Consider the following 25,015-nt stretch of genomic DNA (forward strand, 5'->3'; position numbering starts at 1 on the left):
CTGTAGCTGACACAGCGCTATCGCGAGCAGGCTCACTCCTACAGGGTTTGTATCCAGGCCGGAGTTACAACGGCAACCCGGCCTTCACACGGTACTGATTACGCACCGGCGTAGCGTATTGCAGCACCAGGAACGGACGATGTTCTTCCGGGCAAGCGTCCAGGCGCTGTTGCCATTCTTCCTGGGCTTTCGCCAGTTCGTCGGCAGCAAACACATCAGACGCTTTCGGCACCTGCAACTGCGGGTCGGCATCCTTCCACTGCGCGTAAGCCAGGTAGTGCACCGGGAACAAGCGGTAGCCGCCGAGAATCTGCTTGTCCATCTCGACCGCCAATTGCTTGGTGTCTTCGAACAGCTCGGTGATCGGCGCGGCGAAGTTCACGTGGACTCGCCCCTTGTAGCCAGTGATTCCCTTGGCGATGCTCACGTCGTCCTCGCCTGGTGCCTTGGTGTAGGTGCCGGTGGTGGCGCGGATGTAGAGTTCGCGGGCCTTGGCCTGGTCGCACGGGTCATATTCGTAGCTGATCGACACCGGGGTGACGTTCAGCGAGCGGATGACTTCGCCGAACGGCTCGTCCTTGCGGCTCATGTGGAACATCTTGAGGATCGCCGACTCGGTGCGGTCGTCGCCGTCCTTGGCCCGGCCTTCGGCCTGCGCGATCCAGATGGAGGCGCAATCGTTGCGGATCGAGTGGTTGATGTACGCCGACAACAGCTGATAAGCCGCCATTTTCTCGCGGCGACCGGTGATCGAACGGTGCACGATGAAGCTCTTGTTCAGGCGCATCAGGTCGCTGACGAAGGGCTTTTGCAGCAAGTTGTCGCCAATCGCGATGCGCGGCGTCGGCAGGCCTGCGTGGTACACGGCATAGTTGACGAAGGCCGGGTCCATCACGATGTCGCGGTGGTTGGCGATGAACAGGTAGGCGCTGCCGGATTTGAATTGCTCGACGCCGGTGTACGTGACACCGTCCGTGGCGCGCTCGATGGTGTGGTCGACGTAATACTCGACTTTGTCCTGCAGCGTGGCCACCGAATCGATGCCGGCGAACTCACGGCGCAGCCGATGAGCTATAAGAGGTTTGAGCATCCAGCCGAAGGCACCGGCAAAACGCGGGAAGCGGAAGTGGGTGAGGATATCTAGAAACGCCTTGTCACCGAGCAAGCGTGCCAGCACCGCTGGGACTTCGCTGTCGTCGTAAGGTCGGATGGCATCGAATTCGCCCATCATGCTCTCTTGTTAGAAACGGCTAGGGTAAGTAAAGGTTTTGATCGAAAACCAACGGGGCACGGTCTGAAAAGTTAGCCAGACAAAAATAGCCCTGCAAATAGACCGGCGATTATACGCACAAGTCACTTGGGAGACCGCGATGCTGGAAACTGCAGAGTATGAATGTCCGTATTGTGGTGAAGAGGTCGAGACGACTGTGGATTTGTCGGCGGGTGATCAGACCTATATCGAGGACTGTCAGGTGTGTTGTCGGCCAATTACGTTTGTGTTGCAGGTTCATGGAGAGGAGTGGCATCTCGAAGTGTTCAGCGAGAACGAGTGAGGGCATCCATGCAGCGAATCTACGAACCGGAAAACCTGATGGAAGGCGAGTTGCTGCAAAGCATGTTGGCCAGCGAGGGCGTCGAGGCGCATCTGGTCGGCCGCGATTTGCTTGGCGGCACCGGCGAATTGCCGATCTTCGGTCTGCTGGGCTTGTCGGTGGATAACGACCAGGCCGAATACGCCCGGGAGTTGATCACCGCGTACAATGCCGCACTGCCGATGCCCGGCGATGAACCGGAAAGTTTTCCCGGCACGCTGGTCTGTTAGGCTGACGTTCGTTTGATCAAGAGTCGTGCTGCCCCATGTGTGGACGTTATGCCCTGTTTCGCTGGAATCCCGCCTTCGCGGCCCTGCCTGGCTTTCCCGCCGATCAGCAGGCCCAGTGGAATATTTCCCCCAATGATTCGGTGTTGATGCTGCGTGCCGGCGCCGACGGCGAGCGTGAGTTGGCCCGCGCCCGCTGGGGTTTGACGCCGCCGTGGCTCACCGATCTGTCCCGCACGCCGGCCCATGCCCGCGCCGAAACCGTGGCCGAGCAACCGATGTTTCGCCAGGCCCTGCGCGAGCGCCGCTGCCTGTTGCCGGCCAACGGTTTTTACGAATGGCGCGGCGGCACCCGCAAGCGTCCGTATTGGCTGACGCCGGGGGAGGGGTCGACGCTGTTTTTCGCGGCGATCTGGGAGGCGTATCCGGTACAGGAGCAGGTGTGGCTGAGCACGGCCGTGATCACGCAACCGGCGGCGAGTCAGCGTCGGCCGTTGATCCTGGATGCGGCGGGGCAGGAGGCGTGGCTCGATCCCGAGACGCCGTTGCATGTGTTGCAGGGATTACTGGCCAGTGAGCCCGCGGCGTTGCGCGAGCGGGTGTTGGCGAATCTGGTGAATGATCCGAAGTTGAATGGGCCGGAGTGTTTGACTCCCGGCTGATGGGGTGTCTGGGCTGACGTCTTCGCGGGCAAGCCTCGCTCCTACAGGTTCGATAATCCCCTGTAGGAGCGAGCGGTGCGGCGATCCGACTTGCCCGCGAAGAGGCCCTCGAATCAAACCTTGAACTGATTGATCAACCGCCGCTGCTGCTCAGCCAGCTTGGTCAACCCCGCACTCGCCGCGCTTGATTCATCCGCACCGCCCGCCACTTCATTGGCCACTTGCCCAATGTTGATCACGTTCCGGTTGATGTCATCCGCCACCGCACTCTGTTCCTCGGCCGCGCTGGCAATCTGGGTGTTCATGTCATTGATCACCGACACCGCCTGAGTGATCGCATCCAGCGCTTCGGCCGCTTTCGCCGCATGCTGCACGCTTTCGTCGGTGCGGTTCTGGCTGTCTTCCATCACCCGCACCACATCGCGCGTGCCTTGTTGCAGCTGCTGGATCATGGTCTGGATTTCTTCGGTGGCCTTCTGGGTTTTCTGCGCCAGGTTGCGCACCTCATCGGCCACCACCGCAAAGCCACGGCCCTGCTCGCCGGCCCGTGCCGCTTCAATGGCGGCGTTCAAGGCCAGCAGGTTGGTCTGCTCGGCGATGCCGCGAATGGCGGTGAGGATCGCGTTGATGTTCTCGCTGTCCTTGGCCAGGTTTTGCACCACGCCGACAGCCTTGCCGATTTCCACGGCCAGCACGCCGATCGAGTTCGACGTATCCCGCACGATCTGTTTGCCCTGAGAGGCCGCCTGATCCGCATGGCTGGCCGCTTGCGCCGCCTGGGTCGCGTTGCGCGCCACGTCCTGGGCGGTAGCGGTCATTTCATGCACCGCCGTGGCGACCTGATCGATTTCGACCATTTGTTTCTGTACGCCAATGTTGGTGCGGATGGCGATGTCAGCGGTGTGTTCCGACGAATCGCTGACGCTCTGCACCGACGTCACCACTTGGGTGATCATCGCCTGCAACTTGGCGAGGAAAGTGTTGAACCCTTTGGCGATCGAGCCCAGTTCGTCGGCGCGATCACTGGTCAGACGGCGCGTCAGGTCGCCTTCACCTTTGGCAATGTCATCGAGCATGGCCACCATTTGTTTCAGTGGGCGAGCAATGCCGTGGCCCACCAGCCAGATCACCAGCAAACCGACGCCGGCGATCAGCAGACCGACCATGGCCATGCCGAAGGTGTCGGATTTGCGCTGGGTGTTCAGGTCGGCCTGGAGTTTTTGCAGGTCGGCCATCACCGCGTTCAGCGGCAGTTGCAGCATCAGCGTCCAGCGGGCGTCGGTCTGGCCGATGCCGAACGGCAGGTACAACTCGATCCGGCCCTGGGCCTTGTCGACGGTGTAGGTGACTTCGCCGCGCTTCAGATTGGCCATGTTGGCGATCTGCTGGCTGTCGAGGATGTCACTGACCTTCTCGCCGAATTTGCTCGGGTCCTTGGTGTAGGCAACGATCCGGCCATTACCACCGATCAGCGCCATGACGCCCGAGCCGTTGTACAACTTCTGGTTCGCGCCCAGGAGCATTTCCTGGATGAAGTTCACCGAGAGGTCGGCGCCGACGATGCCCTGGAACGCACCGTTGAGCATGATCGGTTCAATAAAGGACGCGAGCATGACGATTTTGTCGCCGACCTTGTAGGGCGCCGGATCAATCACGCAGGATTTTTTGGTTTCTTTCGAGCACAGGTAGTACTCGCTGGCGCGCACGCCGGTAGACAGGGTTTTCTGGTCGTCGACGTCCACCAGTTTGTCCAGGCCCAGGCTGCCGTCTTCGTTGCGGAACCACCATGGCAGGAAACGCCCGTTGCTGGCGTCGATGCCGACGACCTTGGTGTCGACGTAAGCTGCGTCGTTGTGGTCGAGGGCGTTTTTTTCCCAACCGATGTAGGTGCCGAGAATCTTCGGGTTTTTGGCGACGTTTTCCTTGATCAGGCTGATCAATTGCTCGCGGCTCAGGTTCAGTTGCGGCTGGCCATCGGCGCCTGGCGTGCCGATCAGGGCGTTGACCCGCACCAGTCCGCCGGCAATCAGCAGCGGCGCTTCGAGTTCACGCTGGATCTGGCTGACCTGGGTTTGCGCCAGGGACGTCAGGCGCTGCTCGATGACTTGCTCGAATTGCGCCTGGGTCCGATCCTGAACCATGTCTTGCGTCCGTGCGCCGGAAAACAGCGCGTACAGCACCAGGGCTGCCACGACACTTAATACGATGGCGCCAGCGAGGGCCGCCACGGAAAACTGGATGGACTTGAATTTCATGGGTGCTCCGCACGCAAGAGGACTTCTGCGGTGCTGTATCGGCAGGGGGCTCGAGGGCCATGAGTGAGGTGCGACGAAATGGCTGTTTTGGAGCCGTCGATGTCGCAATTGAATCATTGCCGGCCGTGACTGGCCGTGGCGGGTGGCGGTATGTGAATTTTTCCTACTGTTGATGAGAGCTTTGTCCGAAATCCACGTCTGTATGTCTGTTGTATCTGGCGCCGATACAAATCGACGCCTAGGATACGCGGCATGTTTCGAGGGAGTTTTGTGATGAACAAGCGATTGGTTTTGTGTGCTCTGAGCGCGGGTCTGCTGCTCGCGGGTTGTCAGTCGGTCAACACCACCAGCGGCGGAGCCGTGGGCGTGGAGCGCAAGCAGTACATGTTCAGCATGTTGTCCTCGGACGAGGTCAACCAGATGTACGCCCAGTCTTATCAAAAGACCGTTGGCGAGGCGACCAACAAAGGTGTGCTGGACAAGACCAGCAACGATGCCAAGCGCATCCAGGTGATCGCTGATCGGCTGATCGCCCAGGCGCCGATTTTCCGTCCGGATTCGGCCCAGTGGAAATGGGAAGTCAACCTGATCAAGAGTGATGAGCTCAACGCCAACTGCGGGCCTGGCGGCAAGATCATTTTCTACACCGGGCTGATCGACAGCCTGCAACTGACCGACGATGAAATCGCCGCGATCATGGGCCATGAAATCGCCCACGCCCTGCGTGAGCACGGTCGTGAAGCGATGTCCAAGGCGTACGGCATCGAAATGGCCAAGCAGGGCGCGGGTGCCTTGCTCGGTCTGGGCCAGGACAGCCTGGCCCTGGCGGACACCGTGGCCAACTACGGCATGACGCTGCCCAACAGTCGCGCCAACGAAAACGAAGCGGACCTGATCGGCCTGGAACTGGCGGCCCGCGCCGGTTACAACCCGAACGCCGCGATCACCCTGTGGAACAAGATGAGCAAGGCTTCGGAAGGTTCTCCACCGGAGTTCATGAGCACTCACCCGGCGTCGTCCAGTCGGATTGCGTCGTTGCAGGCGGCGATTCCGAAGGTGATGCCGTTGTACGAGAACGCGCGGAAGTCCTGATAGTTATGTTTTGAAGCCTCGGGCCTCATCGCGAGCAGGCTCGCTCCCACAGGTGATTGCATTCCAATGTGGGAGCGAGCCTGCTCGCGATGAACGATAACGCGGTCTAACGACCTAACGCGTCAAACCCACCCACTGCTCTGCATCGCCTTGTACACCGCGACAATCGCCAGGACGAAGAACGCCGACGCCGCCAGTCGACGAATCAGGGTCAATGGCAATTTGTCCGCCGCAAAGTTACCCGCCAAAACCACCGGCACGTTGGCAATCAACATGCCCAGGGTGGTGCCGATAATCACCAGCCACAGTTCCGGGTATTGCGCGGCCAGCATCACGGTCGCGATCTGGGTCTTGTCACCGATTTCCGCGAGGAAGAACGCGATCAATGTCGTCAGGAACGGCCCGAATTTGCGGGCGGTGCTGGCTTCATCGTCATCCATCTTGTCCGGCACCAGTGTCCACAATGCCGTCGCAGCGAAGCTCGCGGCGAGGATCCAGTGCAACACCGCATCCGAGAAGAAACTGCCGACCCAGGCACCTACCGCACCGGCTGCCGCGTGGTTGGCCAGGGTGGCGGCGACGATGCCGGCGATGATTGGCCACGGTTTGCGAAAGCGGGCAGCAAGGATGAGCGCGAGCAGTTGCGTCTTGTCGCCGATTTCGGCCAAGGCAACGATTGCGGTGGGAACGAGAAGTGAATCCAGCATCAGGGTTTTCCTAAGGGGCGGGTCGACACGGCTATGACACGTACAGCCTTCCCGCCCCGGGTAAGGTGTTCGTGTCATAGGTCTTGTCAAACCCTGGCGATCCGTCTGATGCGGACGCTTGGGTCGCATACGCCATGGTCTGAGGACCAAGTATGTTGACGTATGCCGGACGAGCATGGCGCTCGTGGGAGACTACTCCCCTAGGACGGAGCGGATTCTGCCTAGGCAAATCCGATAGGGCAAGTACAAATTGCTAACCGCGTTTGGCCCGGTAGATTCGGAAACCCTGACCTTCGGCCTTGATCGCACACACGCCGAGGTGCTCTTCGATCAGCGGTTGGTACTTCAGGAAGCTGTTCGCAACCAAGCGCAGTTCGCCGCCGTTTTTCAGATGTTTGGCTGCTTTTCGCAGCAGGTTTTCGGTAGCGAAGTAATCGGTGTGCACGCCGACATGGAACGGCGGGTTGCTCAGAATTGCACTCAAACCCATCGGTGCAGCATCGATTCCGTCACCGGTAATGACGTCCGCTTCCAGACCATTGGCAGCCAGGGTCAAGCGACTGCTGGCGGCGGCAAACGCATCCACGTCGAGCAGCGTGACCTGATTGTGCGGATAACGACGTTTGACCGCCGCGCCCAAAACACCGGCGCCGCAACCGAAGTCCAGCAAATGGCCGCTTGGCAATTTGTCCAGGTGTTCCAGCAACAACGCGCTGCCGCGATCCAGCCGACCGTGGCTGAATACGCCCGGCAGGCTGATGACTTTCAGCGGCCCTTCGGCCAGCGGCAACTCGTAGGTCTGGGCCAGGCTTTCCAGGGATTTGGCTTGCGGCGCATCGGCCACGGTGACCAGCCACAGCTGGCAATGACGCGCACTGTCGAGCTTGCGCGGTTTGCCAAACGGGTTCAGTTGTTTGGCCGCGCCTTCGATGCCGCTGCGTTTTTCACCCACCAGGTACAACTCGCGTCCGGCCAGGCGCGAGGCGAGGGCGTTGAGGATGTAATCGGTGAGGTCCTTGGATTTGGGCAGAAACACCACGGCGGTGTCGAATTCGCGCTCGGGCGCAGTCACGCCAAAATGGCTGCGCTCGGTGAAGCGGGCATCCAGCGCGGCCTGATCGCCGGCGTGCCAGCACCAGCCGTGGGCGTCGGGCAGGCGCCCGAGCAAATCATCGGCGGGCAAACCGGCCAGCAGCACCGAACCCTGGAATAACTCGGCCTGACGAAGCAGTACTTCACTGCGCGGATCCATACTCTGCTCCTTGAAAAAAGTGCCGCAGTTTATCAACTGACGACCCGCAGCGCCTTACCGCTGAAGTATCCCTGCGCGTTTTCGGTCAATTGGCCAACGATCCGCTGCCGCGCCTCGCGACTGCCCCAGGCGTTGTGCGGCGTAACGATCAGGCGTGGAATGTCGGCGGCGAGCAACGGGTTGCCGGCGCTCGGCGGTTCGACGCTCAACACGTCGGTGGCCGCACCGCCGAGGTGGCCGTTACGCAAGGCATCGGCCAGCGCCTGTTCATCAATCAGGCCGCCACGGGCGGTGTTGACCACAAAAGCGCCGGGTTTCATCGAGGCCAGTTCGCGGGCGCCGATGAAGTGGCGAGTGTGTTCGTTGAGCGGGCAGTGCAACGTCAGCGCGTCGATTTGCGGCAGCAGTTCATCCAGCGGCAAACGGTCCGGTCGGGCGGGGCGCCCCGGAATCTGCCCAAGCAGCACGCGCATGCCGAAGGCTTCGGCCAGTCGTGCGACCGCGCCGCCCAGTTCGCCATGACCGAGCAAACCGAGGGTTTTGCCTTCCAGTTCGACGATCGGGTAGTCCAGCAGGCAGAACTGTTTTGCCTGTTGCCAGCGACCTTCACCGACGGCTTTCTGATAATCGGCGAGGCGCGTCGCCAGGTTCAGCAGCAGCATGATCGTGTGCTGCGCCACCGATGGCGTGCCGTAACCCTGGCAGTTGCAGACGGTCACGCCATGGGCGCGGGCGGCGGCGAGGTCGACGTTATTGGTGCCGGTGGCGGTGATCAGGATCAGCTTCAGCTCGGGGCTGGCGGCGATGGCGGCGGCATCGATCAGGATTTTGTTGCTGATGGCGACGGTGGCGCCCTTGAGGCGTTCGATCACTTGATCCTGCGTGGTCTGCGCAAACAGTTGCAAATCATCGAAGCAGGCGCGCAATGGGCTGAGGTCGAGATCGCCGAGGTCCAGCGAGGGATGGTCGAGGAAAACGGCGCGGCGAGAGTTCGTCATCAACTGTACCTTTTGTGCATTGAACTGAAGGCGTAATCTGCCGAGCCTACCAGATGAAACAAATCGTTACGCATCATCGGATAGCACGCTGACCCCTTTGGGAGCGAGACCGGCTTGCCGGCGAAAATGGTGTGTCAGACAAGAGTTTTGCGACTGACACTCCCTCATCGCGAGCAGGGCTCGCTCCCACAGGGATTGCGGACACCTTGAGCGTACTTTTATCGATCTGCCTTTTGAGGAGCCCGCATGTATTGGACAGAGTTTTTGACCGTTGCCCTGATTCACCTGCTGGCCGTCGCCAGCCCCGGCCCGGATTTCGCCGTGGTGGTGCGTGAGAGCGTGACCCACGGTCGTCGCGCCGGCACCTGGACGGCGATGGGTGTCGGTACGGCGATTTTCCTGCACGTCGGTTATTCGCTGCTCGGTATCGGCCTGATCGTGTCCCAGTCGATCGTGCTGTTCAACGCCTTGAAATGGGCGGCCGCCGCGTATCTGCTGTACATCGGTTTCAAGGCCCTGCGCGCGCAACCGGCCAAGCCGGTGACTGACGATCTGCACAAGGAAGCGGGTGAGCGCACCGCTCGCGGCGCCTTCACCTCGGGTTTCGTGACCAACGGTCTGAACCCGAAAGCCACGCTGTTCTTCCTGTCGTTGTTCACCGTGGTGATCAATCCGCATACGCCATTGGCGGTGCAGGCCGGTTACGGGGTTTACCTGGCGGCGGCGACGGCTTTCTGGTTCTGCCTGGTGGCGATGCTGTTCAGCCAGCAGCGTGTACGCGCCGGTTTCGCCCGCATGGGCCACTGGTTCGACCGGACCATGGGCGCCGTGCTGATCGCCATCGGCGTGAAACTCGCGTTTACCGAGATGCATTGATCTTGTAGGAGCCGGCTTGCTGGCGATGGTCTTTAACGATGACGCATCTATTCTGGAAAGGATGCTGCGCCTGCAAGACCATCGCCAGCAAGCCGGCTCCTACAGGTCTGGATAGCTGTTAAATGCTGGCGCAACGCTAGCATTTGCTGAATGTTGCAAATCATTCCTTCGGCTGATTTGGTTGTCATGGAAGGGCACTAGAGTGCTTACTTTCAGCCACGACCGTGCAGTCAGAAAAGGGATTCTTATGTTGCAGACTCGCGTTATCCCCCCAGCCGAAGGCGCTTACCAGTATCCGCTGCTGATCAAACGGCTGCTGATGTCCGGCGCGCGCTATGAGAAAACCCGCGAGATCATTTACCGCGATCAATTGCGCTACAGCTATCCGACCCTGATCGAACGGGTCGCACGCCTGGCCAACGTGCTGACGGCGGCCGGCGTCAAGGCCGGCGATACCGTGGCGGTGATGGACTGGGACAGTCATCGTTATCTGGAATGCATGTTTGCCATTCCGATGATCGGCGCGGTGATCCACACCATCAACGTGCGCCTGTCGCCGGAACAGATCCTCTACACCATGAATCACGCCGAGGACCGCTTCGTGCTGGTCAACAGCGAATTCGTCGGGCTGTACAACGCGATTGCCGGGCACCTGACCACCGTCGAGAAAACCCTGCTGCTGACCGACCTGCCGGAAAAAACCGCCGACCTGCCGAACCTCGTCGGTGAATACGAGCAGTTGCTGGCGGCCGCGAGCACGCAGTACGACTTCCAGGATTTCGACGAAAATTCGGTCGCGACCACCTTCTATACCACCGGCACCACCGGCAATCCCAAAGGCGTGTACTTCACCCATCGGCAATTGGTGCTGCACACCATGGGCGTGTCGACCATCATGGGCGCCATCGACAGTGTGCGGCTGTTGGGCACCAACGACGTGTACATGCCGATCACCCCGATGTTCCATGTGCACGCCTGGGGCTTGCCGTATGTGGCGACCATGCTCGGGCTCAAGCAGGTTTATCCGGGGCGCTACGATCCCGAATACCTGGTGGAGCTGTGGCGCAAGGAAAAGGTCACCTTCTCGCATTGCGTACCGACCATCCTGCAGATGGTTCTCAACGCCAAGGCGGCGCAGGGCACCGACTTCGGCGGCTGGAAAATCGTCATCGGCGGCAGTGCATTGAATCGTGCGTTGTACGAAGCCGCCAAAGCCAAAGGCATTCAGCTGACCGCCGCGTACGGCATGTCGGAAACCGGCCCGCTGGTTTCCTGTGCGCACCTCAACGATGAGCTGATGGCGGGCACCGAAGACGAACGCACCACGTACCGGATCAAGGCCGGCGTGCCGGGGCCTTTGGTGGAAGCGGCCATTGTCGACACCGACGGTAACTTCCTGCCCGCCGATGGCGAGACCCAGGGTGAATTGGTGCTGCGTGCGCCGTGGCTCACCGAAGGCTATTTCAATGAGCCGCAGAAGGGCGCGGAGCTCTGGGCCGGTGGCTGGCTGCACACCGGGGACGTGGCGACGCTGGACAGCATGGGCGTGATCGACATTCGCGATCGGATCAAGGACGTGATCAAGACCGGCGGCGAATGGATTTCCTCTCTGGACCTGGAAGACCTGATCAGTCGCCATGCAGCGGTACGCGAAGTAGCAGTGGTGGGCATTGCCGATCCGCAGTGGGGCGAGCGCCCGTTTGCCTTGCTGGTGATCCGTGAGGGCCATGTAATCGGGGCCAGGGAACTCAAGGAGCACCTCAAGCCATTTGTGGAGCTGGGGCACCTGAGCAAGTGGGCCATCCCGAGCCAGATCGCCCTTGTTACTGAAATTCCCAAGACCAGTGTCGGCAAACTCGACAAGAAGCGAATTCGCCTCGACATCACTGAATGGCAAGCCAACAACAGCACCTTCCTCTCGACGCTTTAAGCGCCTTCCGGCGTGCCCGAAATGGCACGCCAGCCCCACCAAGCAAGCGCTTGGCTTGTGAAATCAGAATTTTCAGCCATCATTCCCGTGCCGACAGGTGTCGGCTTGGCGAAAGGACTGTTCCAGAGTGGCCGGCAGCTGCAAATCACACTTTAGAGGGATCAAGCAGTACTACCTGCTGGCTATAGTCCGCTCAAGGATTTTTAAGAACGGGGCACACGCACAAAACGGGGCGATGCAACTTTGGAGTGAATTCGGAATGCCTTGGCTTCCGGTCAACCACAGCGTTTTTAAAAGTACTCAATGCCATAACAATAATGCACATGGAGTAGCGTCGATGACATCAGTAAACCAGTTCTGGCGCCGGGCAAAACTGCCTCTGGCTGTCAGTCTTGCCTCTTCGCTCGCCGGGCCCGCATTCGGCGTCAGTTTCAACGTTGGTGAAATCGAAGGTCAGTTCGACTCATCCCTGTCGATTGGTGCCAGTTGGTCTACCGAGAGCGCCAACAAGAACCTCATCGGCGTCAACAACGGTGGTCGTGGCCTGTCCCAGACCTCCGATGACGGCCACTTGAACTTCAAGAGCGGGGAAACCTTCTCGAAGATCTTCAAAGGCATCCATGACCTTGAATTGAAATACGGCGACACCGGCATCTTCGTCCGGGGCAAATACTGGTATGACTTCGAACTCAAGGACGAAGACCGTCCGTTCAAGGACATCAGCGACAACAACCGCAAGGAAGGCGCCAAGTCCTCCGGCGGGCAAATTCTCGACGCCTTCGTCTACCACAACTACTCGGTTGCCGATCAGCCGGGTTCCGTGCGTCTGGGCAAACAAGTGGTCAGCTGGGGCGAGAGTACGTTCATCGGCGGCGGCATCAACTCGATCAACCCGATCGACGTTTCCGCGTTCCGCCGTCCAGGTGCCGAGATCAAGGAAGGCCTGATCCCGGTCAACATGTTCTACGTGTCCCAGAGCCTGACCGAGAACCTTTCCACGGAAGCGTTCTATCAACTGGAATGGGACCAGACCGTTACCGACAACTGCGGTACGTTCTTCTCGCAACCGGACGTGATTTCCGATGGCTGCGATAACAACCTGGCCGTGCTGCGGACCCGTAACGGGCTCAACAACTCGTTGGCGGCCGCTCGTTTGCCAGCCGCCTCGCGCAACGCGGTCCTCAACACGCTGGCTGCCAGGGGCGTGAACTGGGGTAACCCGGACGAAGGCGCGATCGTTCGTCGTGGTCCGGATCGCGATGCGCGTGACAGTGGCCAGTTCGGCGTGTCCTTCAAGTACATGTTCGAGCCGCTGGACACCGAATTCGGTGCCTACATGATGAACTACCACAGCCGTGCGCCGATTTTCAGCGGCAAGGGGGCTCCGGCGAGCGCCTATAACGCACAGGCACTGGGTGGCGCTCTGACTGGCGCACTGGTTGGCACAGGCATTCCGCTGGGAACCGCAGCTGGCATCGTGGGTGGCGCGAACGGACTGGCGGCGCAAACCCTGCCATTGGTGGTGGCGGGTAACTCCAGCTACTTCATCGAATATCCGGAAGACATTCGGCTTTATGGCCTGAGCTTCTCCACCACGTTGCCTACCGGCACCGCCTGGAGTGGTGAGTTCAGCTACCGTCCGAACGCACCGGTACAGCTCAACACCACCGACATCCTCTTTTCCGGCCTGACACCACTGAACCCTAGCGTTTCCGTGCTGCAAGGGCAGCCTGGTGCGGATCAGCATGGCTATCGTCGCAAGGAAGTGTCTCAACTGCAGACAACCTTCACCCACTTCTTCGATCAGGTGATGGGTGCCGAGCGACTGACGTTGGTGGGCGAGGTTGGCTGGACTCACGTCGGCGGCCTGGAAAGCACTTCGAAAGCCCGTTACGGACGTGACCCGAGCTACGGCCCAGGTCCATTGCCAAACGGTCAGTGCCAGGCATTGAACGCTTCGACCCTGGCAGGCGGTCCGCAAAACAACGTCAACCGCTACTGCGAAAACGATGGCTTCACCACGACTGACTCCTGGGGCTATCGCGCTCGTGCTATCTGGGAATACAACGACGTGATCGCCGGTGTGAACTTCAAGCCGAACATCGCCTGGTCCCATGACGTCGACGGTTACTCGCCTGGCCCTGGCGGCAACTTCGAGGAAGGTCGCAAAGCGGTCAGCCTGGGTCTCGATGCCGAGTACCAGAACACCTACACCGCGTCCCTGGCCTACACCAACTTCTTTGACGGCAAGTACACCACCGTGGATGACCGCGACTTCGTTGCGCTCAGCTTCGGCGTGAACTTCTAAGCACTGCATTTTCAGGACGAACACACCTATGAAAACAACAAAGAGTCTGTTCAACGCTGGAGTTCTGGGGCTAACGCTGCTGGCGACCAGTGTGATGGCAGCGGTCCCTGCGGCCGAAGCGGACAAGCTGGGCAAGAGCCTGACGCCAATGGGCGCCGAGATGGCGGGCAATGCTGACGGTTCGATTCCAGCCTGGAAGCCGATGGCGAAGAACGCCGGCACCGCCGACGCCAAAGGTTTCCTGTCCGACCCGTTCGCCAGTGAAAAACCGCTGTTCACCATCACGGCGCAGAACGTCGATCAGTACAAGGACAAGCTTGCTCCAGGCCAGTACGCGATGTTCAAGCGTTACCCGGAAACCTTCAAGATGCCGGTTTACCCGTCCCATCGCGGCGCGACCGTGCCGGATGACGTGTTCGCTGCCATCAAGAGAAACGCCACTGCCACGGAGCTGGTGTCCGGCGGCAACGGGCTGAAAAACTTCGAGACAGCCGTACCGTTCCCGATTCCAAAGAGCGGCGTTGAGGTTATCTGGAACCACATCACCCGTTATCGCGGTGGCAGCGTGACCCGTCTGGTGACCCAGGCCACCCCGCAGCCGAACGGCTCGTACAGCTTGGTGTACTTCCAGGATCAGTTCGTATTCCGCGACAAGATGAAGGATTACGATCCGGCGAACCCGGGCAACATCCTGTTCTACTTCAAGCAGGAAGTGACCGCGCCTGCACGTCTGGCCGGTGGTGTGCTGCTGGTGCACGAAACCCTCGATCAGGTAGCGGAACCACGTTCGGCGTGGGTCTACAACGCCGGTCAGCGTCGTGTGCGTCGTGCTCCGCAAGTGTCTTATGACGGGCCGGGTACCGCGGCGGACGGCCTGCGTACCTCCGACAACCTGGACATGTACAACGGTGCACCGGATCGTTACGACTGGAAGCTCGAAGGCAAGAAAGAGATGTACATCGCCTCCGACAGCTACAAGCTCGACGATCCGAAGCTGAAGTACGCCGACATCATCAAGGCCGGTCACATCAACCAGGACTTGGCTCGTTACGAGCTGCGTCGGGTCTGGCATGTGGTTGCAACCCTGAAGGAAGGTCAGCGTCACATCTACGCCAAGCGTGACTTCTACATCGACGAAGATACCTGGCAAGCAGCGGTCATTGATCACTACGACGGTCGTAACCAGCTCTGGCGTGTAGCGGAAGCTCACTCCCAGAACTACTACAACGTTCAAGTGCCTTGGTACACCCTGGAAGCCCTCTACGACCTGCAGTCCGGCCGTTACCTGGCACTGGGCATGAAGAACGAAGAGAAGTCGGCATACAACTTCGGTTTCACTGCCACCACCAGCGACTTCACGCCGGCGGCATTGCGTCAGACCGGGGTTCGTTAACCTGAACTGAACAGAGGCCGCATCCTCGAAAGAAGCCCCGACTGGTTCGGGGCTTTTTTTTGTTCGTAGACTTTTTGTAGCCATTTGTAGCAATAACCTTCATTACCTCTTCGTTTACCGCTAGTCTGCGGACATCTGCAACGCCGCCAACAGCATTTCAAACAAGAGCCGGCCATGACTGATCTGTCCCCACTCCCGGGCCATGCAAGCGTTACCGTCGCAACATTGGACGGGCGTTTTTATCGGCCTCCGCTGCCCGACGGCCATGTGCTGCGGCCTCGTTTATGCGAGCGCCTCAGTGCCGGTCTCGGTGGCCGGCTGCTGCTGGTCAGCGCGCCGGCGGGGTTTGGCAAGAGCTCATTGGCTGTGGAGTTCTGTCAGGGGCTGCCGGCGCATTGGCAAAGTCTCTGGCTGGGGTTGAGTCCGCGGGACAACGATCCAGGCCGTTTTCTGGAGCGATTGCTCGAAGGCCTTCAGGACTTTTTTCCGCAGTTGGGCTGCCAGTCTCTGGGGCTGCTGAAAATGCGTCAGCGGCATCAGCCGTTTGCTTTTGAAGAATGGCTGGACGGCTTGCTCGATGAGTTGGCCGTGCACCTGTTGCCGACAGCGCCATTGCTGCTGGTCCTCGATGACTATCATCTGGCCCAGGGGCCGGTGCTCGATCGTTGCCTGCAGTTTTTCCTCAATCACCTTCCCGACGGCTTGCTGGTGATGGTCACCAGTCGCCAGCGTCCGGACTGGCATCTGGCGCGGCTGCGGTTGTCGCGACAATTGCTTGAGTTGCATGAGCAGGATCTGCGCCTGACCCACGACGAAGCCTTGACCCTGCTCGATCGGCACAGCAGTTCGTTGCGTGGCGAAGCACTGGAAAACCTGATCCAGCGCAGTGAAGGCTGGGTTGCCGGCTTGCGTTTCTGGTTGCTGGCGGCTTCCGAAGCGGGTTCCGACGGTGCGTTACCCCAGTCCCTGCACGGTGGGGAAGGGCTGATTCGCGATTACCTGCTTGAAGAAGTCATCGATTGCCTGCCCGCCGAGGTGCAGTCGTTCCTCTATGACACGGCCCCTCAAGAGCGTTTTTGCAGCGAGCTGTGCGATGCCGTTCGCGAAGCGCATGACAGTGCCGAGATCCTGCGTTTTCTGCTTGCGCACCAAGTGTTCCTCGTACCGCTGGACGAACATGGCCACTGGTACCGCTATCACCATCTGTTTTCCGACCTGCTGCGCACCCGGCCAACCTCACAGGCGATGGTGCCGGCGGCCAGCCTGCATCTACGCGCGTGTCGCTGGTTCAATGCCCAGGGCCTGCTCGATGAGGCGGTGGAGCAGGCGTTGCGCGCCGGGCATCTGGATGTCGCGGCCAACCTGGTGCAGAACCTTTCGGAAGAGCAATTGCTGGCGGAACAGAATGTCGGCATGTTGCTGCGCTGGAAAATGGACTTGCCCGACAGCCTGCTGATCAGCACGCCACGGTTGATCGTGCTTTACAGCTGGGCCTTGGGGCTGGCCTGTCAGCTCGACGCCGCCGAAGAGTTGGCCAATCATCTGAGCCGCTTCCTGCCGGCCCCGTCGGCCACTGCGCAGAAATCCATGCTGGCGCAATGGCTGGCATTGAGCGGGATCATTGCCCGCGGGCGCGGCAACCGCGAATTGACGCTGCTGTATTGCACCGAAGCGCTGGAAAGCCTGCCATCGAAACGCTACGGCCAGCGCCTGATGTGTCTCTCGACCCTTTCCAACCTGGCCATTGCCGACGGCGACTTGTGGCGTGCCCGTGGTTTGAACCGCGACTCGCTTGAACTGGCGCAACGGGTGGGCAATCCGTTGTTTGAAGCGCTGGCCCATTACGACCGGGCGCGCGTGTTGCAGGCGCGAGGGGAAATCCTGCGCTCGCTGGACGAAGTCCGTCAGGGATTGCAACGCCTGCAAGGGTTGTCGCCGCAACGGCTGTATGCCGTGCGTGCTCGATTGACCTTGTACGAAGGATTTCTGCTGGCCCTGCGCCTGCAACCACAGACCGCGCGGCTGCGTTTGCAGGCCGGTTTGACTGAGGCCCGTGCCTGTCGCGACATCAGTGTCCTGATCGGCCATTGCGTGATCGCCCGGCTCGAAGGCAGCAGCGGCGAGTTCGCCAAGGCCTTTGCCGAACTCGCCGAAGCCGAACGGCTGATGCATATCTGGGACGTCCCGCCGATTTACTACCTGGCGATGATTACCCTGGTCAAATGCGAACTCTGGCTGGCCCAGGGACGCACCGATCTGGCGGAAGCCTGGCTCGCACGATTGGGCCAGACCTACAACGGCGAAACGCCTGCGGCACCGCCGGAATTCCATCCGCAACTGCCACTGCATATCGAGTTGCAGCAGGCCTTGCTTGAGGTCATTCAGGCGCAGCCGATGCTGGCCGAAGGGCGATTGAATGCGTTACTCGAGCATGGTCAGCAAACCGGTCGGCAGTTGCTCAGTGTGATGGCGCTGACACAAAAAACCGAACTGCTCCTTGCGCACAACCGCGAGCCTGAAGCCCGGCAGTCCTTCGCTCAGGCCCTTGAAGCGGCCAGTGGCGGCGCGCTGCAGCCTTTTGATGGCTTGTTGAATAAATGCCCTGACTGGCTTCGCGAGCAACTGCAGAACTGCGCGAAAGCGACGGTATCGCAGAGCCTGTCGGAGCGACTCCCCGTTATCGCTGCACGCCTTGCTCCGGAGCCCTCACAAGCCTGCGAGCAACTCAGTTCCCGCGAACTGTCGGTTCTGAAGCTCATTGCCCAAGGCTGCTCGAACCAGGAAATCAGCGATCAGCTGTTCATTTCCCTGCACACGGTTAAAACCCACGCCAGCCACATCAACAGCAAGCTCGGGGTTGAGCGGCGCACGCAGGCGGTGGCGAGGGCCAAGGCATTGGGAGTGTTGGGCTGACGTAGTGTGACGATACACAGGCGGTCAATGGCTGGACGCAATTGTGTGCGAAAATCCCTCGTCCCCGTTTTTATCGAGCATGCCCCGATGTCCCAACAACCGACCCTCATCCGCGAAACCTTCCCCGTAGGCCCGTTGCAGTGCAACTGCACGATCATCGGCGATCCGGTGACGAAGAAGGCCATCGTGGTCGATCCGGGCGGCAATCACGAATTGATCCTCGCCCGACTCGATGCCCTGGGCCTGAAGGTTGTCAGCATCATCCATACCCATGCGCACCTCGATCACTTCCTGGCCTCCGGTCAGTTGAAGGAGAAAACCGGCGCGACCCTGCACTTGCACAAAGAGGATCAGTTCCTCTGGGACAATCTGGAGATGCAATGCCAGATGTTCGGTGTGCCTTACACGCCGGTTCCATCGCCGGATCGCTGGTTGGCCGACGATGAAGAACTTGCCTGCGGTTGCGGCGTGGCGTTGCACACGCCAGGTCATACGCCGGGTTCCATGAGCTTTTGGTTTTCAGAGGCTAAGCTGCTGATTGCCGGTGACACGTTGTTTCGTCGCGGGGTAGGGCGCACGGATTTGTGGGGTGGTGATCAGGCGACCATCGTGCGTTCGATCAAGCAGCGCCTGTACACCCTTGATGAAGACGCAACGGTGGTGACCGGTCATGGTCCGGATACGCGTCTGGGTGATGAAATGCGCGACAACCCTTTTGTGCGGGCTTAAGGGGATCGACGGAATTTTCTGCGCCCGAAATGATCAAACGCCCGCAAAGAACCAATGCCTAAGACCCGTTGCATCCCAGAATGCAAAAAGTAGGAGTTCTTCATGTTCACCAAGCAGCGTTTGATTATTGTCGCTACGGCTGTGGCCTTGTTGTCAGGCTGCGCCTCGCCCAACCCATATGACAGCAGCCAGGGGCAGGCCGACGGTGGTTCCACGGGCATGAGCAAAACCGCCAAGTACGGCGGCCTCGGCGCTCTGGCGGGTGCGTTGGCCGGTGCCGCCATCAACCACGATAACCGTGGCAAGGGTGCGCTGATCGGCGCCGCCGTAGTGGGTGCTTCGGCTGCCGGTTACGGTTACTACGCCGACCAGCAAGAGAAAAAGCTGCGCGCCAGCATGGCCAACACCGGTGTTGAAGTGCAGCGTCAGGGCGATCAGATCAAGCTGATCATGCCGGGCAACATCACGTTCGCCACCGATTCGGCGAACATCGCTTCCAGCTTCTATCAGCCGCTGAACAACCTGGCCGGTTCGCTCAAAGAGTTCAACCAGAACCAGATCGAAATCGTTGGCTACACCGACAGCACCGGCAGCCATCAGCACAACATGGACCTGTCCCAGCGTCGTGCGCAGAGCGTGGCGACTTACCTGACGTCCCAAGGTGTCAGTGGTGCCAACCTGTCGGCGCGCGGCGCCGGGCCGGATAACCCGATTGCCAGCAACGGCGACGTCAATGGCCGGGCACAGAACCGTCGCGTCGAGGTCAACCTCAAGGCGATTCCGGGTCAAGAGTATCCACAGCAGTAAACGCAGCCCCTTTACCCACCTGACTGAACCCCAGGCGTAAAAAAAACCGCCCGATCCTAAACAGATCGGGCGGTTTTTTTGTGTCGCCAGTTCTGGCCCCTTCGCGGGCAAGCCCGCTCCCACAGTGACCGAGTCGCTTGATAGGTACGCGATCCCTGTGGGAGCGGGCTTGCCCGCGAAGGGGCCGAGTCGGCACCAAAGGTATTGGATCAGCAACAAAAAAGCCCCCGGACAATCACTCGTCCGAGGGCTTTTGTGTATCGCGCGAAACCTGATTACTTCTTCAGGCCGTAATGCTCATCAAGCATGCCCGGCGCGTTCGGGGCTTTGGGGGCGTAGTCGCGAGGCGGCTCCTGATTGCGCGGTGGCGTCAGGCGTTCCCGTGGGGCCGCTGCCGCGTCGGCGTGCAGCGAAGCCAGCAGGCGTTGGCGGGTTTGCTCGTCCAGGGCCAGGCGGTTGGCACCCTCGGCGAGGTGATCCTGCACTTCCTGATAGCTCTGAGTCAGTTTCTTGACCAGGTTTGCAGTGCTGTTGAAGTGGGTAACCACCTCGTTCTGATAACTGTCAAAACGTTCCTGAATGTCATCCAGCTGACGTTGGGTGCTGCTCGGCGCGGCGTTCGGCACCAGGCGAGCGATCAGGAATCCAATGGCGACACCCACAACCAGGGCAAGAGTCGGCAACAACCAAACTAAGAGCGAGTGTTCCACGAGTCCTTCCTCTATAAACGGCTTTGCTTTACGTTAACGGCTCGAACCTGCGCTGTATACCGCGATTCACTCGCAATACATCGGCACAGACAATTTGCTAGACGAGTCGACCCGATTCGAGGTCACGGAGTTCCTTCCTTGCTTATGCGCGAAACCCCTGTAGTGATTGACGGCCCGGTCGGGCAATTGGAAGCACTTTACCTGGATATCGAGCAGCCGCGCGGCATCGCGCTGATCTGCCACCCGAACCCGGTGCAGGGCGGCACCATGCTCAACAAAGTGGTCTCGACCCTGCAGCGCACCGCGCGCGATGCCGGTTTGATTACCTTGCGTTTCAATTACCGTGGCGTCGGTGCCAGCGAAGGCTCGCACGACATGGGGACCGGCGAAGTCGACGATGCCCAGGCAGCGGCCGCATGGCTGCGCGCCAAACATCCTGATTTGCCGCTGACGTTGTTCGGTTTCTCCTTCGGTGGTTTTGTTGCAGCAAGTCTCGGCGGACGCCTGGAAGCGCAGGGTGAACAGCTCAAGCATTTGTTCATGGTGGCCGCCGCTGTCACCCGGCTCAATGGTTACGACCTGCTGCCGGTGAATTGCCCGCTGACCCTGATCCAGCCGGAAACCGATGAAGTCATTGACCCGCAAGCTGTCTACGACTGGTCCGAGAAACTCGATCGTCCCCATGAGCTGCTGAAAGTGGCAGAATGCGGACACTTTTTTCATGGCAAGCTGACCGATCTCAAGGATCTGATCCTGCCGCGTCTTTCGAATTGATTGCAGTCTGACAAGCGATTACCCATGACGACTCGTACCCGTATCCTCACCGGCATCACCACCACCGGCACGCCGCACCTGGGCAACTACGCCGGCGCCATCCGCCCGGCGATCCTTGCCAGCCGCGACAGCAATGCCGATTCGTTCTACTTCCTGGCCGACTACCACGCCCTGATCAAATGCGATGACCCGCTGCGCATCCAGCGCTCGCGTCTGGAAATCGCCGCGACCTGGCTGGCCGGTGGCCTGGATGTGGACCGCGTGACGTTCTATCGCCAGTCCGACATCCCGGAAATCCCGGAGCTGACCTGGTTGCTGACCTGCGTTGCCGCCAAGGGCTTGCTCAACCGCGCCCACGCCTACAAGGCTTCGGTGGACAAGAACGTCGAAACCGGCGAAGACCCGGATGCCGGTATCACCATGGGCCTGTACAGCTATCCGGTGCTGATGGCCGCGGACATCCTGATGTTCAACGCACACAAGGTGCCGGTCGGTCGTGACCAGATCCAGCACGTGGAAATGGCCCGGGATATCGGTCAGCGTTTCAACCATCTGTTTGGCCAGGGCAAAGAGTTCTTCACCATGCCCGAGGCGCTGATCGAAGAAAGCGTCGCGACGCTGCCCGGCCTCGACGGTCGCAAGATGTCGAAGAGCTACGACAACACCATTCCGTTGTTCAGCAGCGCCAAAGAGATGAAAGACGCGATCTCGCGGATCGTCACTGACTCCCGCGCGCCGGGCGAAGCCAAAGATCCAGACAATTCGCACCTGTTCACGCTGTTCCAGGCCTTTGCCACCCCGGCACAGTCCGACGAATTCCGCAGCGAATTGTTGCAGGGCCTGGGTTGGGGGGAGGCGAAGAATCGTCTGTTCCAACTGCTCGACAGTGAACTGGGCGAGTCCCGCGAGCGTTATCACCAACTGATCGAACGCCCGGCTGATCTGGAAGACATCCTGCAAATCGGTGCGAAAAAGGCCCGTGCCGTGGCGACGCCTTTCCTCAACGAGCTGCGTGAAGCGGTCGGCTTGCGTTCTTTCGTGGCCCAGACGCAAGTCGCGGCGACCACCAAGAAGAAAGCCGCGAAAGCTGCGCGTTTTGTCAGCTTCCGTGAAGACGACGGCAGTTTCCGCTTCCGCCTGCTGGCGGCCGATGGCGAGCAACTGCTGCTGTCGCGCAACTTTGCTGACGGTAAAACCGCTGGCCAGGTGACCAAGCAACTGCAAGCGGGCCAGCCTCTGGACGTGCGCAATCAAGACCTGAGCTTCAGCGTCTGGCTGGAAGGCGAATGCGTGGCCGATAGCCCGGCGTTCGCCGACACGGCGGCCCGTGACGTTGCCATCGACGCTTTGCGGATTGCGCTGACGCCGGTTCAGGAATAATCAACGGCTCGGTCCGACCAAGGGCCGATTGCCATTCCCACGGGCCATCGCTACAGTGACGGCCCGTTTTTGTTGCCTTGCTAACGAATTATGACGCCCCTAGAACGATATCAAGCTGATCTGAAACGCCCGGAATTCTTCCATGACGCCGCGCAGGAAACCGCCGTGCGCCATTTGCAGCGCCTGTACGACGATCTGGTCGCGGCCTCGCAGAACAAACCGGGCCTGCTCGGCAAACTGTTTGGCAAGAAAGAACAGGCGCCGGTCAAGGGCCTGTATTTCTGGGGCGGCGTAGGTCGCGGCAAGACTTACCTGGTCGACACCTTCTTCGAAGCGCTGCCGTTCAAGGAAAAGACCCGGACTCACTTCCACCGCTTCATGAAGCGTGTGCACGAAGAGATGAAGACCCTCGGTGGCGAGAAAAACCCGCTGACCATCATCGCCAAGCGCTTCTCCGACGAGTCGCGAGTGATCTGTTTCGATGAATTCTTCGTTTCCGACATCACCGACGCGATGATCCTCGGCACGCTGATGGAAGAGCTGTTCAAGAACGGTGTGACCCTGGTTGCCACTTCGAACATCGTCCCGGACGGTTTGTACAAGGACGGCTTGCAGCGTGCGCGCTTCCTGCCGGCCATCGCGCTGATCAAACAGAACACCGAGATCGTCAACGTCGACAGCGGCGTCGACTATCGTCTGCGTCACCTCGAGCAAGCGGAGCTGTTCCACTTCCCGCTCGATGAGGCGTCTCACGAAAGCCTGCGCAAGAGCTTCCGTGCGCTGACGCCGGAATGCACGGCGGCCATCGAGAACGATGTGCTGATCATCGAGAACCGCGAAATTCGTGCCTTGCGCACCTGCGATGACGTGGCCTGGTTTGACTTTCGCGAGCTCTGCGACGGCCCACGCAGCCAGAACGATTACATCGAACTGGGCAAGATCTTCCACGCCGTGCTGCTCAGCGGTGTCGAGCAGATGAGCGTCACCACCGACGACATCGCCCGACGCTTTATCAACATGGTCGACGAATTCTACGACCGTAACGTGAAGCTGATCATTTCCGCCGAAGTCGAGCTCAAAGACCTCTACACCGGCGGTCGCCTGAATTTCGAATTCCAGCGCACCCTCAGCCGTCTGCTGGAAATGCAATCCCACGAATTCCTGTCCCGGGCTCACAAGCCGTAGGAAATTTCGGAAAATGAAAAAGGCCTGCAATTGCAGGCCTTTTTTGTACGTTGCAGATCCCCTGTAGGAGCACGGCTTGCCGGCGATGGCTATCTCAAGGACGCCATCGCCAGCAAGCTGTGCTCCTACAGGGTTTGCGGGGTTTCACGCCGCTTGCTGAAACTGCTGCCGATACTGGTTCGGCGACAACTCGGTGTGCTGGCGGAACAGCCGCGCGAAGAAGCTCGCATCGTCGTAGCCGACTTCATAACTGATGGTCTTGATGCTCTTGCGGCTGCCGGACAGCAAGCCCTTTGCCGTTTCAATGCGCAGGCGTTGCAGGTAATGCAGCGGCTTGTCGCCGGTGGCGGTCTGGAAGCGGCGCATGAAGTTGCGGATGCTCATGCCGTGCTCGCGGGCAACGTCTTCGAAGCGGAACTTGTCGGCGAAGTGCTCTTCGAGCCAGTGCTGGATCTGCAGGATGATCACGTCCTGGTGCAGCTTCTGGCCACCGAAACCGATGCGTCCCGGCGAGTAGCTGCGTTGCACTTCATAGAGAATGTCGCGGGCCACGGCCTGGGCCACGTTGGCGCCGCAGAAACGCTCGATCAGATAGATATAGAGATCGCACGCCGACGTGGTGCCGCCGGCGCAATAGAGGTTGTCGGCGTCGGTCAGATGCTTGTCCTGATTGAGATAAACCCTCGGGAAACGCTCGGCAAAGGCATTGAAGAAGCGCCAGTAAGTGGTCGCTTCCTTGCCGTCGAGCAGCCCGGCTTCGGCGAGCCAGAACACCCCGGTGGCCTCTCCGCACAGTACCGCGCCGCGCGCATGCTGCTGGCGCAACCACGGCAGGATCTGTGGGTAACGTTGGCAAAGGGTTTCGAAATCGTCCCAGAACGCCGGGAGGATGATGACGTCAGCGTTTTCCAGGCCGCCGTCCACCGGCATGATCACGTCGCTGAAGCTGTTGACCGGTTTGCCGTCGGGGCTGACCAGGCGCGTTTCGAACGCCGGTGTCAGGCCCTGGCCCAGTTGTTTGCCGTAACGCAGGCTGGCCAGGTGGAAGAAATCCTTGGCTTGCATGAGGGTGGAAGCGAAAACCCGGTCGATAGCCAGGATGCTGACGCGCCGCAAGGGCGTGGAGACTTGGTTAGACATAATTCAACTTTATTCTTATAGGGGAAAGTGGTCACCAGACGGCTGGATCGTCTTATTTTTTGTCGGATGTGTCCAGTGTCCTGTA

General features: G+C 60.0%; 21 protein-coding genes, 1 pseudogene and 1 riboswitch. Of the genes and pseudogenes, 14 read left to right on the forward strand and 8 right to left on the reverse strand.

Annotated elements, in window-relative coordinates; translation table 11 throughout:
• Positions 1 to 64: 64 nt before the first annotated feature.
• Positions 65 to 1,231: a 1-acyl-sn-glycerol-3-phosphate acyltransferase gene (locus tag KGB27_RS11285; RefSeq protein WP_032828604.1), complete on the reverse strand. Its 1,167-nt coding sequence runs from the start codon at positions 1,229 to 1,231 to the stop codon at positions 65 to 67.
• Positions 1,232 to 1,370: 139 nt separating this feature from the next.
• Here KGB27_RS11285 and KGB27_RS11290 point away from each other — a divergent pair, with 139 nt between their 5' ends.
• Genes KGB27_RS11290 through KGB27_RS11300 form a run of 3 tightly spaced genes read left to right on the forward strand, consistent with a single transcriptional unit; the run spans position 1,371 to position 2,481 of the window.
• Entirely contained in the window at positions 1,371 to 1,553 is a 183-nt protein-coding gene (locus tag KGB27_RS11290) for a CPXCG motif-containing cysteine-rich protein (protein ID WP_192228957.1), read from the forward strand.
• 8 nt (positions 1,554 to 1,561) lie between these two features.
• Complete coding sequence (locus KGB27_RS11295) at positions 1,562 to 1,822, forward strand: putative signal transducing protein (RefSeq protein WP_008025915.1); 261 nt, start codon at positions 1,562 to 1,564, stop codon at positions 1,820 to 1,822.
• Positions 1,823 to 1,857: 35 nt separating this feature from the next.
• Positions 1,858 to 2,481, forward strand: a complete 624-nt coding sequence (locus tag KGB27_RS11300; protein WP_008025916.1) for an SOS response-associated peptidase — start codon at positions 1,858 to 1,860, stop codon at positions 2,479 to 2,481.
• Between the two features lie 113 nt (positions 2,482 to 2,594).
• On the opposite strand, the gene KGB27_RS31555 is transcribed toward KGB27_RS11300, so the two are convergent.
• Entirely contained in the window at positions 2,595 to 3,437 is an 843-nt protein-coding gene (locus KGB27_RS31555) for a methyl-accepting chemotaxis protein (protein ID WP_411736649.1), read from the reverse strand.
• 12 nt (positions 3,438 to 3,449) lie between these two features.
• Positions 3,450 to 4,853: pseudogene (locus tag KGB27_RS31560) on the reverse strand (HAMP domain-containing protein); the annotation flags it as partial.
• 156 nt (positions 4,854 to 5,009) lie between these two features.
• Here KGB27_RS31560 and KGB27_RS11310 point away from each other — a divergent pair.
• Positions 5,010 to 5,828 (forward strand): M48 family metallopeptidase, encoded by an 819-nt coding sequence (locus tag KGB27_RS11310; protein WP_192228959.1) that lies wholly within the window; start codon positions 5,010 to 5,012, stop codon positions 5,826 to 5,828.
• 122 nt (positions 5,829 to 5,950) lie between these two features.
• On the opposite strand, the gene KGB27_RS11315 is transcribed toward KGB27_RS11310, so the two are convergent.
• From KGB27_RS11315 to KGB27_RS11325, 3 genes are all read right to left on the reverse strand, one after another.
• Positions 5,951 to 6,535 carry a TMEM165/GDT1 family protein gene (locus tag KGB27_RS11315; RefSeq protein WP_008025922.1) on the reverse strand — a complete coding sequence of 195 codons (585 nt, stop codon included), beginning with the start codon at positions 6,533 to 6,535 and terminating at the stop codon, positions 5,951 to 5,953.
• Positions 6,536 to 6,624: 89 nt separating this feature from the next.
• Positions 6,625 to 6,748, reverse strand: a riboswitch (yybP-ykoY riboswitch).
• A 40-nt stretch (positions 6,749 to 6,788) separates the two neighbouring features.
• On the reverse strand, positions 6,789 to 7,787 hold the full coding sequence (locus KGB27_RS11320) for a class I SAM-dependent methyltransferase (RefSeq protein ID WP_008025924.1): 999 nt from the start codon (positions 7,785 to 7,787) through the stop codon (positions 6,789 to 6,791).
• Between the two features lie 32 nt (positions 7,788 to 7,819).
• On the reverse strand, positions 7,820 to 8,785 hold the full coding sequence (locus KGB27_RS11325; protein WP_192419212.1) for a 2-hydroxyacid dehydrogenase: 966 nt from the start codon (positions 8,783 to 8,785) through the stop codon (positions 7,820 to 7,822).
• Positions 8,786 to 9,031: 246 nt separating this feature from the next.
• Here KGB27_RS11325 and KGB27_RS11330 point away from each other — a divergent pair, with 246 nt between their 5' ends.
• The 7 genes from KGB27_RS11330 to KGB27_RS11360 all read left to right on the forward strand — a co-directional run bounded on the left by KGB27_RS11330 (position 9,032) and on the right by KGB27_RS11360 (position 19,741).
• Positions 9,032 to 9,661: a LysE family translocator gene (locus tag KGB27_RS11330; protein ID WP_008025927.1), complete on the forward strand. Its 630-nt coding sequence runs from the start codon at positions 9,032 to 9,034 to the stop codon at positions 9,659 to 9,661.
• A 247-nt stretch (positions 9,662 to 9,908) separates the two neighbouring features.
• Complete coding sequence (locus tag KGB27_RS11335) at positions 9,909 to 11,591, forward strand: fatty acid--CoA ligase (RefSeq protein ID WP_008025929.1); 1,683 nt, start codon at positions 9,909 to 9,911, stop codon at positions 11,589 to 11,591.
• A gap of 337 nt (positions 11,592 to 11,928) precedes the next feature.
• Positions 11,929 to 13,899, forward strand: a complete 1,971-nt coding sequence (locus KGB27_RS11340) for a DUF1302 domain-containing protein (RefSeq protein WP_008037261.1) — start codon at positions 11,929 to 11,931, stop codon at positions 13,897 to 13,899.
• A 28-nt stretch (positions 13,900 to 13,927) separates the two neighbouring features.
• Positions 13,928 to 15,292: a DUF1329 domain-containing protein gene (locus KGB27_RS11345; RefSeq protein WP_008037263.1), complete on the forward strand. Its 1,365-nt coding sequence runs from the start codon at positions 13,928 to 13,930 to the stop codon at positions 15,290 to 15,292.
• A gap of 174 nt (positions 15,293 to 15,466) precedes the next feature.
• On the forward strand, positions 15,467 to 18,205 hold the full coding sequence (locus tag KGB27_RS11350; RefSeq protein ID WP_223554527.1) for a LuxR C-terminal-related transcriptional regulator: 2,739 nt from the start codon (positions 15,467 to 15,469) through the stop codon (positions 18,203 to 18,205).
• 87 nt (positions 18,206 to 18,292) lie between these two features.
• On the forward strand, positions 18,293 to 18,934 hold the full coding sequence (locus KGB27_RS11355; RefSeq protein ID WP_008025937.1) for an MBL fold metallo-hydrolase: 642 nt from the start codon (positions 18,293 to 18,295) through the stop codon (positions 18,932 to 18,934).
• A 102-nt stretch (positions 18,935 to 19,036) separates the two neighbouring features.
• The gene (locus KGB27_RS11360; protein ID WP_223554529.1) at positions 19,037 to 19,741 is read left to right on the forward strand and encodes an OmpA family protein; all 705 of its coding nucleotides are present in this window, start codon (positions 19,037 to 19,039) and stop codon (positions 19,739 to 19,741) included.
• A 275-nt stretch (positions 19,742 to 20,016) separates the two neighbouring features.
• Here KGB27_RS11360 and KGB27_RS11365 read toward each other — a convergent pair whose 3' ends face one another.
• Positions 20,017 to 20,451: a YhcB family protein gene (locus tag KGB27_RS11365; protein WP_008025941.1), complete on the reverse strand. Its 435-nt coding sequence runs from the start codon at positions 20,449 to 20,451 to the stop codon at positions 20,017 to 20,019.
• Positions 20,452 to 20,595: 144 nt separating this feature from the next.
• Between KGB27_RS11365 and KGB27_RS11370 the strand changes: the two genes are divergently transcribed.
• The 3 genes from KGB27_RS11370 to zapE all read left to right on the forward strand — a co-directional run bounded on the left by KGB27_RS11370 (position 20,596) and on the right by zapE (position 23,790).
• Positions 20,596 to 21,225 (forward strand): alpha/beta hydrolase, encoded by a 630-nt coding sequence (locus KGB27_RS11370; RefSeq protein WP_223437261.1) that lies wholly within the window; start codon positions 20,596 to 20,598, stop codon positions 21,223 to 21,225.
• A 24-nt stretch (positions 21,226 to 21,249) separates the two neighbouring features.
• Positions 21,250 to 22,605 carry a tryptophan--tRNA ligase gene (locus KGB27_RS11375; RefSeq protein WP_008037280.1) on the forward strand — a complete coding sequence of 452 codons (1,356 nt, stop codon included), beginning with the start codon at positions 21,250 to 21,252 and terminating at the stop codon, positions 22,603 to 22,605.
• Between the two features lie 90 nt (positions 22,606 to 22,695).
• Positions 22,696 to 23,790 carry a cell division protein ZapE gene (zapE, locus tag KGB27_RS11380; protein WP_008025947.1) on the forward strand — a complete coding sequence of 365 codons (1,095 nt, stop codon included), beginning with the start codon at positions 22,696 to 22,698 and terminating at the stop codon, positions 23,788 to 23,790.
• A 144-nt stretch (positions 23,791 to 23,934) separates the two neighbouring features.
• Here zapE and KGB27_RS11385 read toward each other — a convergent pair whose 3' ends face one another.
• Positions 23,935 to 24,831: a GlxA family transcriptional regulator gene (locus KGB27_RS11385; protein ID WP_177318159.1), complete on the reverse strand. Its 897-nt coding sequence runs from the start codon at positions 24,829 to 24,831 to the stop codon at positions 23,935 to 23,937.
• Positions 24,832 to 25,015 lie beyond the last annotated feature (184 nt).

Origin of the sequence: Pseudomonas sp. BF-R-01 (assembly GCF_019946615.1) — a bacterium.
Classification (GTDB): Bacteria; Pseudomonadota; Gammaproteobacteria; order Pseudomonadales; family Pseudomonadaceae; genus Aquipseudomonas; species Aquipseudomonas migulae.

Excerpts from the sequence above, each read along its gene's own strand:
- KGB27_RS11310 (WP_192228959.1), top strand. The coding sequence starts at position 5,010 with ATGAACAAGCGATTGGTTTTGTGTGCTCTGAGCGCGGGTCTGCTGCTC.
- KGB27_RS11315 (WP_008025922.1), bottom strand. The coding sequence starts at position 6,535 with ATGCTGGATTCACTTCTCGTTCCCACCGCAATCGTTGCCTTGGCCGAA.
- KGB27_RS11350 (WP_223554527.1), top strand. The coding sequence starts at position 15,467 with ATGACTGATCTGTCCCCACTCCCGGGCCATGCAAGCGTTACCGTCGCA.
- KGB27_RS11335 (WP_008025929.1), top strand. The coding sequence starts at position 9,909 with ATGTTGCAGACTCGCGTTATCCCCCCAGCCGAAGGCGCTTACCAGTAT.
- KGB27_RS11295 (WP_008025915.1), top strand. The coding sequence starts at position 1,562 with ATGCAGCGAATCTACGAACCGGAAAACCTGATGGAAGGCGAGTTGCTG.
- KGB27_RS11360 (WP_223554529.1), top strand. The coding sequence starts at position 19,037 with ATGTTCACCAAGCAGCGTTTGATTATTGTCGCTACGGCTGTGGCCTTG.
- zapE (WP_008025947.1), top strand. The coding sequence starts at position 22,696 with ATGACGCCCCTAGAACGATATCAAGCTGATCTGAAACGCCCGGAATTC.
- KGB27_RS11340 (WP_008037261.1), top strand. The coding sequence starts at position 11,929 with ATGACATCAGTAAACCAGTTCTGGCGCCGGGCAAAACTGCCTCTGGCT.
- KGB27_RS11290 (WP_192228957.1), top strand. The coding sequence starts at position 1,371 with ATGCTGGAAACTGCAGAGTATGAATGTCCGTATTGTGGTGAAGAGGTC.
- KGB27_RS11330 (WP_008025927.1), top strand. The coding sequence starts at position 9,032 with ATGTATTGGACAGAGTTTTTGACCGTTGCCCTGATTCACCTGCTGGCC.
- KGB27_RS11320 (WP_008025924.1), bottom strand. The coding sequence starts at position 7,787 with ATGGATCCGCGCAGTGAAGTACTGCTTCGTCAGGCCGAGTTATTCCAG.
- KGB27_RS11370 (WP_223437261.1), top strand. The coding sequence starts at position 20,596 with ATGCGCGAAACCCCTGTAGTGATTGACGGCCCGGTCGGGCAATTGGAA.
- KGB27_RS11355 (WP_008025937.1), top strand. The coding sequence starts at position 18,293 with ATGTCCCAACAACCGACCCTCATCCGCGAAACCTTCCCCGTAGGCCCG.
- KGB27_RS11345 (WP_008037263.1), top strand. The coding sequence starts at position 13,928 with ATGAAAACAACAAAGAGTCTGTTCAACGCTGGAGTTCTGGGGCTAACG.
- KGB27_RS31555 (WP_411736649.1), bottom strand. The coding sequence starts at position 3,437 with ATGATCACCCAAGTGGTGACGTCGGTGCAGAGCGTCAGCGATTCGTCG.
- KGB27_RS11375 (WP_008037280.1), top strand. The coding sequence starts at position 21,250 with ATGACGACTCGTACCCGTATCCTCACCGGCATCACCACCACCGGCACG.
- KGB27_RS11300 (WP_008025916.1), top strand. The coding sequence starts at position 1,858 with ATGTGTGGACGTTATGCCCTGTTTCGCTGGAATCCCGCCTTCGCGGCC.
- KGB27_RS11325 (WP_192419212.1), bottom strand. The coding sequence starts at position 8,785 with ATGACGAACTCTCGCCGCGCCGTTTTCCTCGACCATCCCTCGCTGGAC.
- KGB27_RS11285 (WP_032828604.1), bottom strand. The coding sequence starts at position 1,231 with ATGATGGGCGAATTCGATGCCATCCGACCTTACGACGACAGCGAAGTC.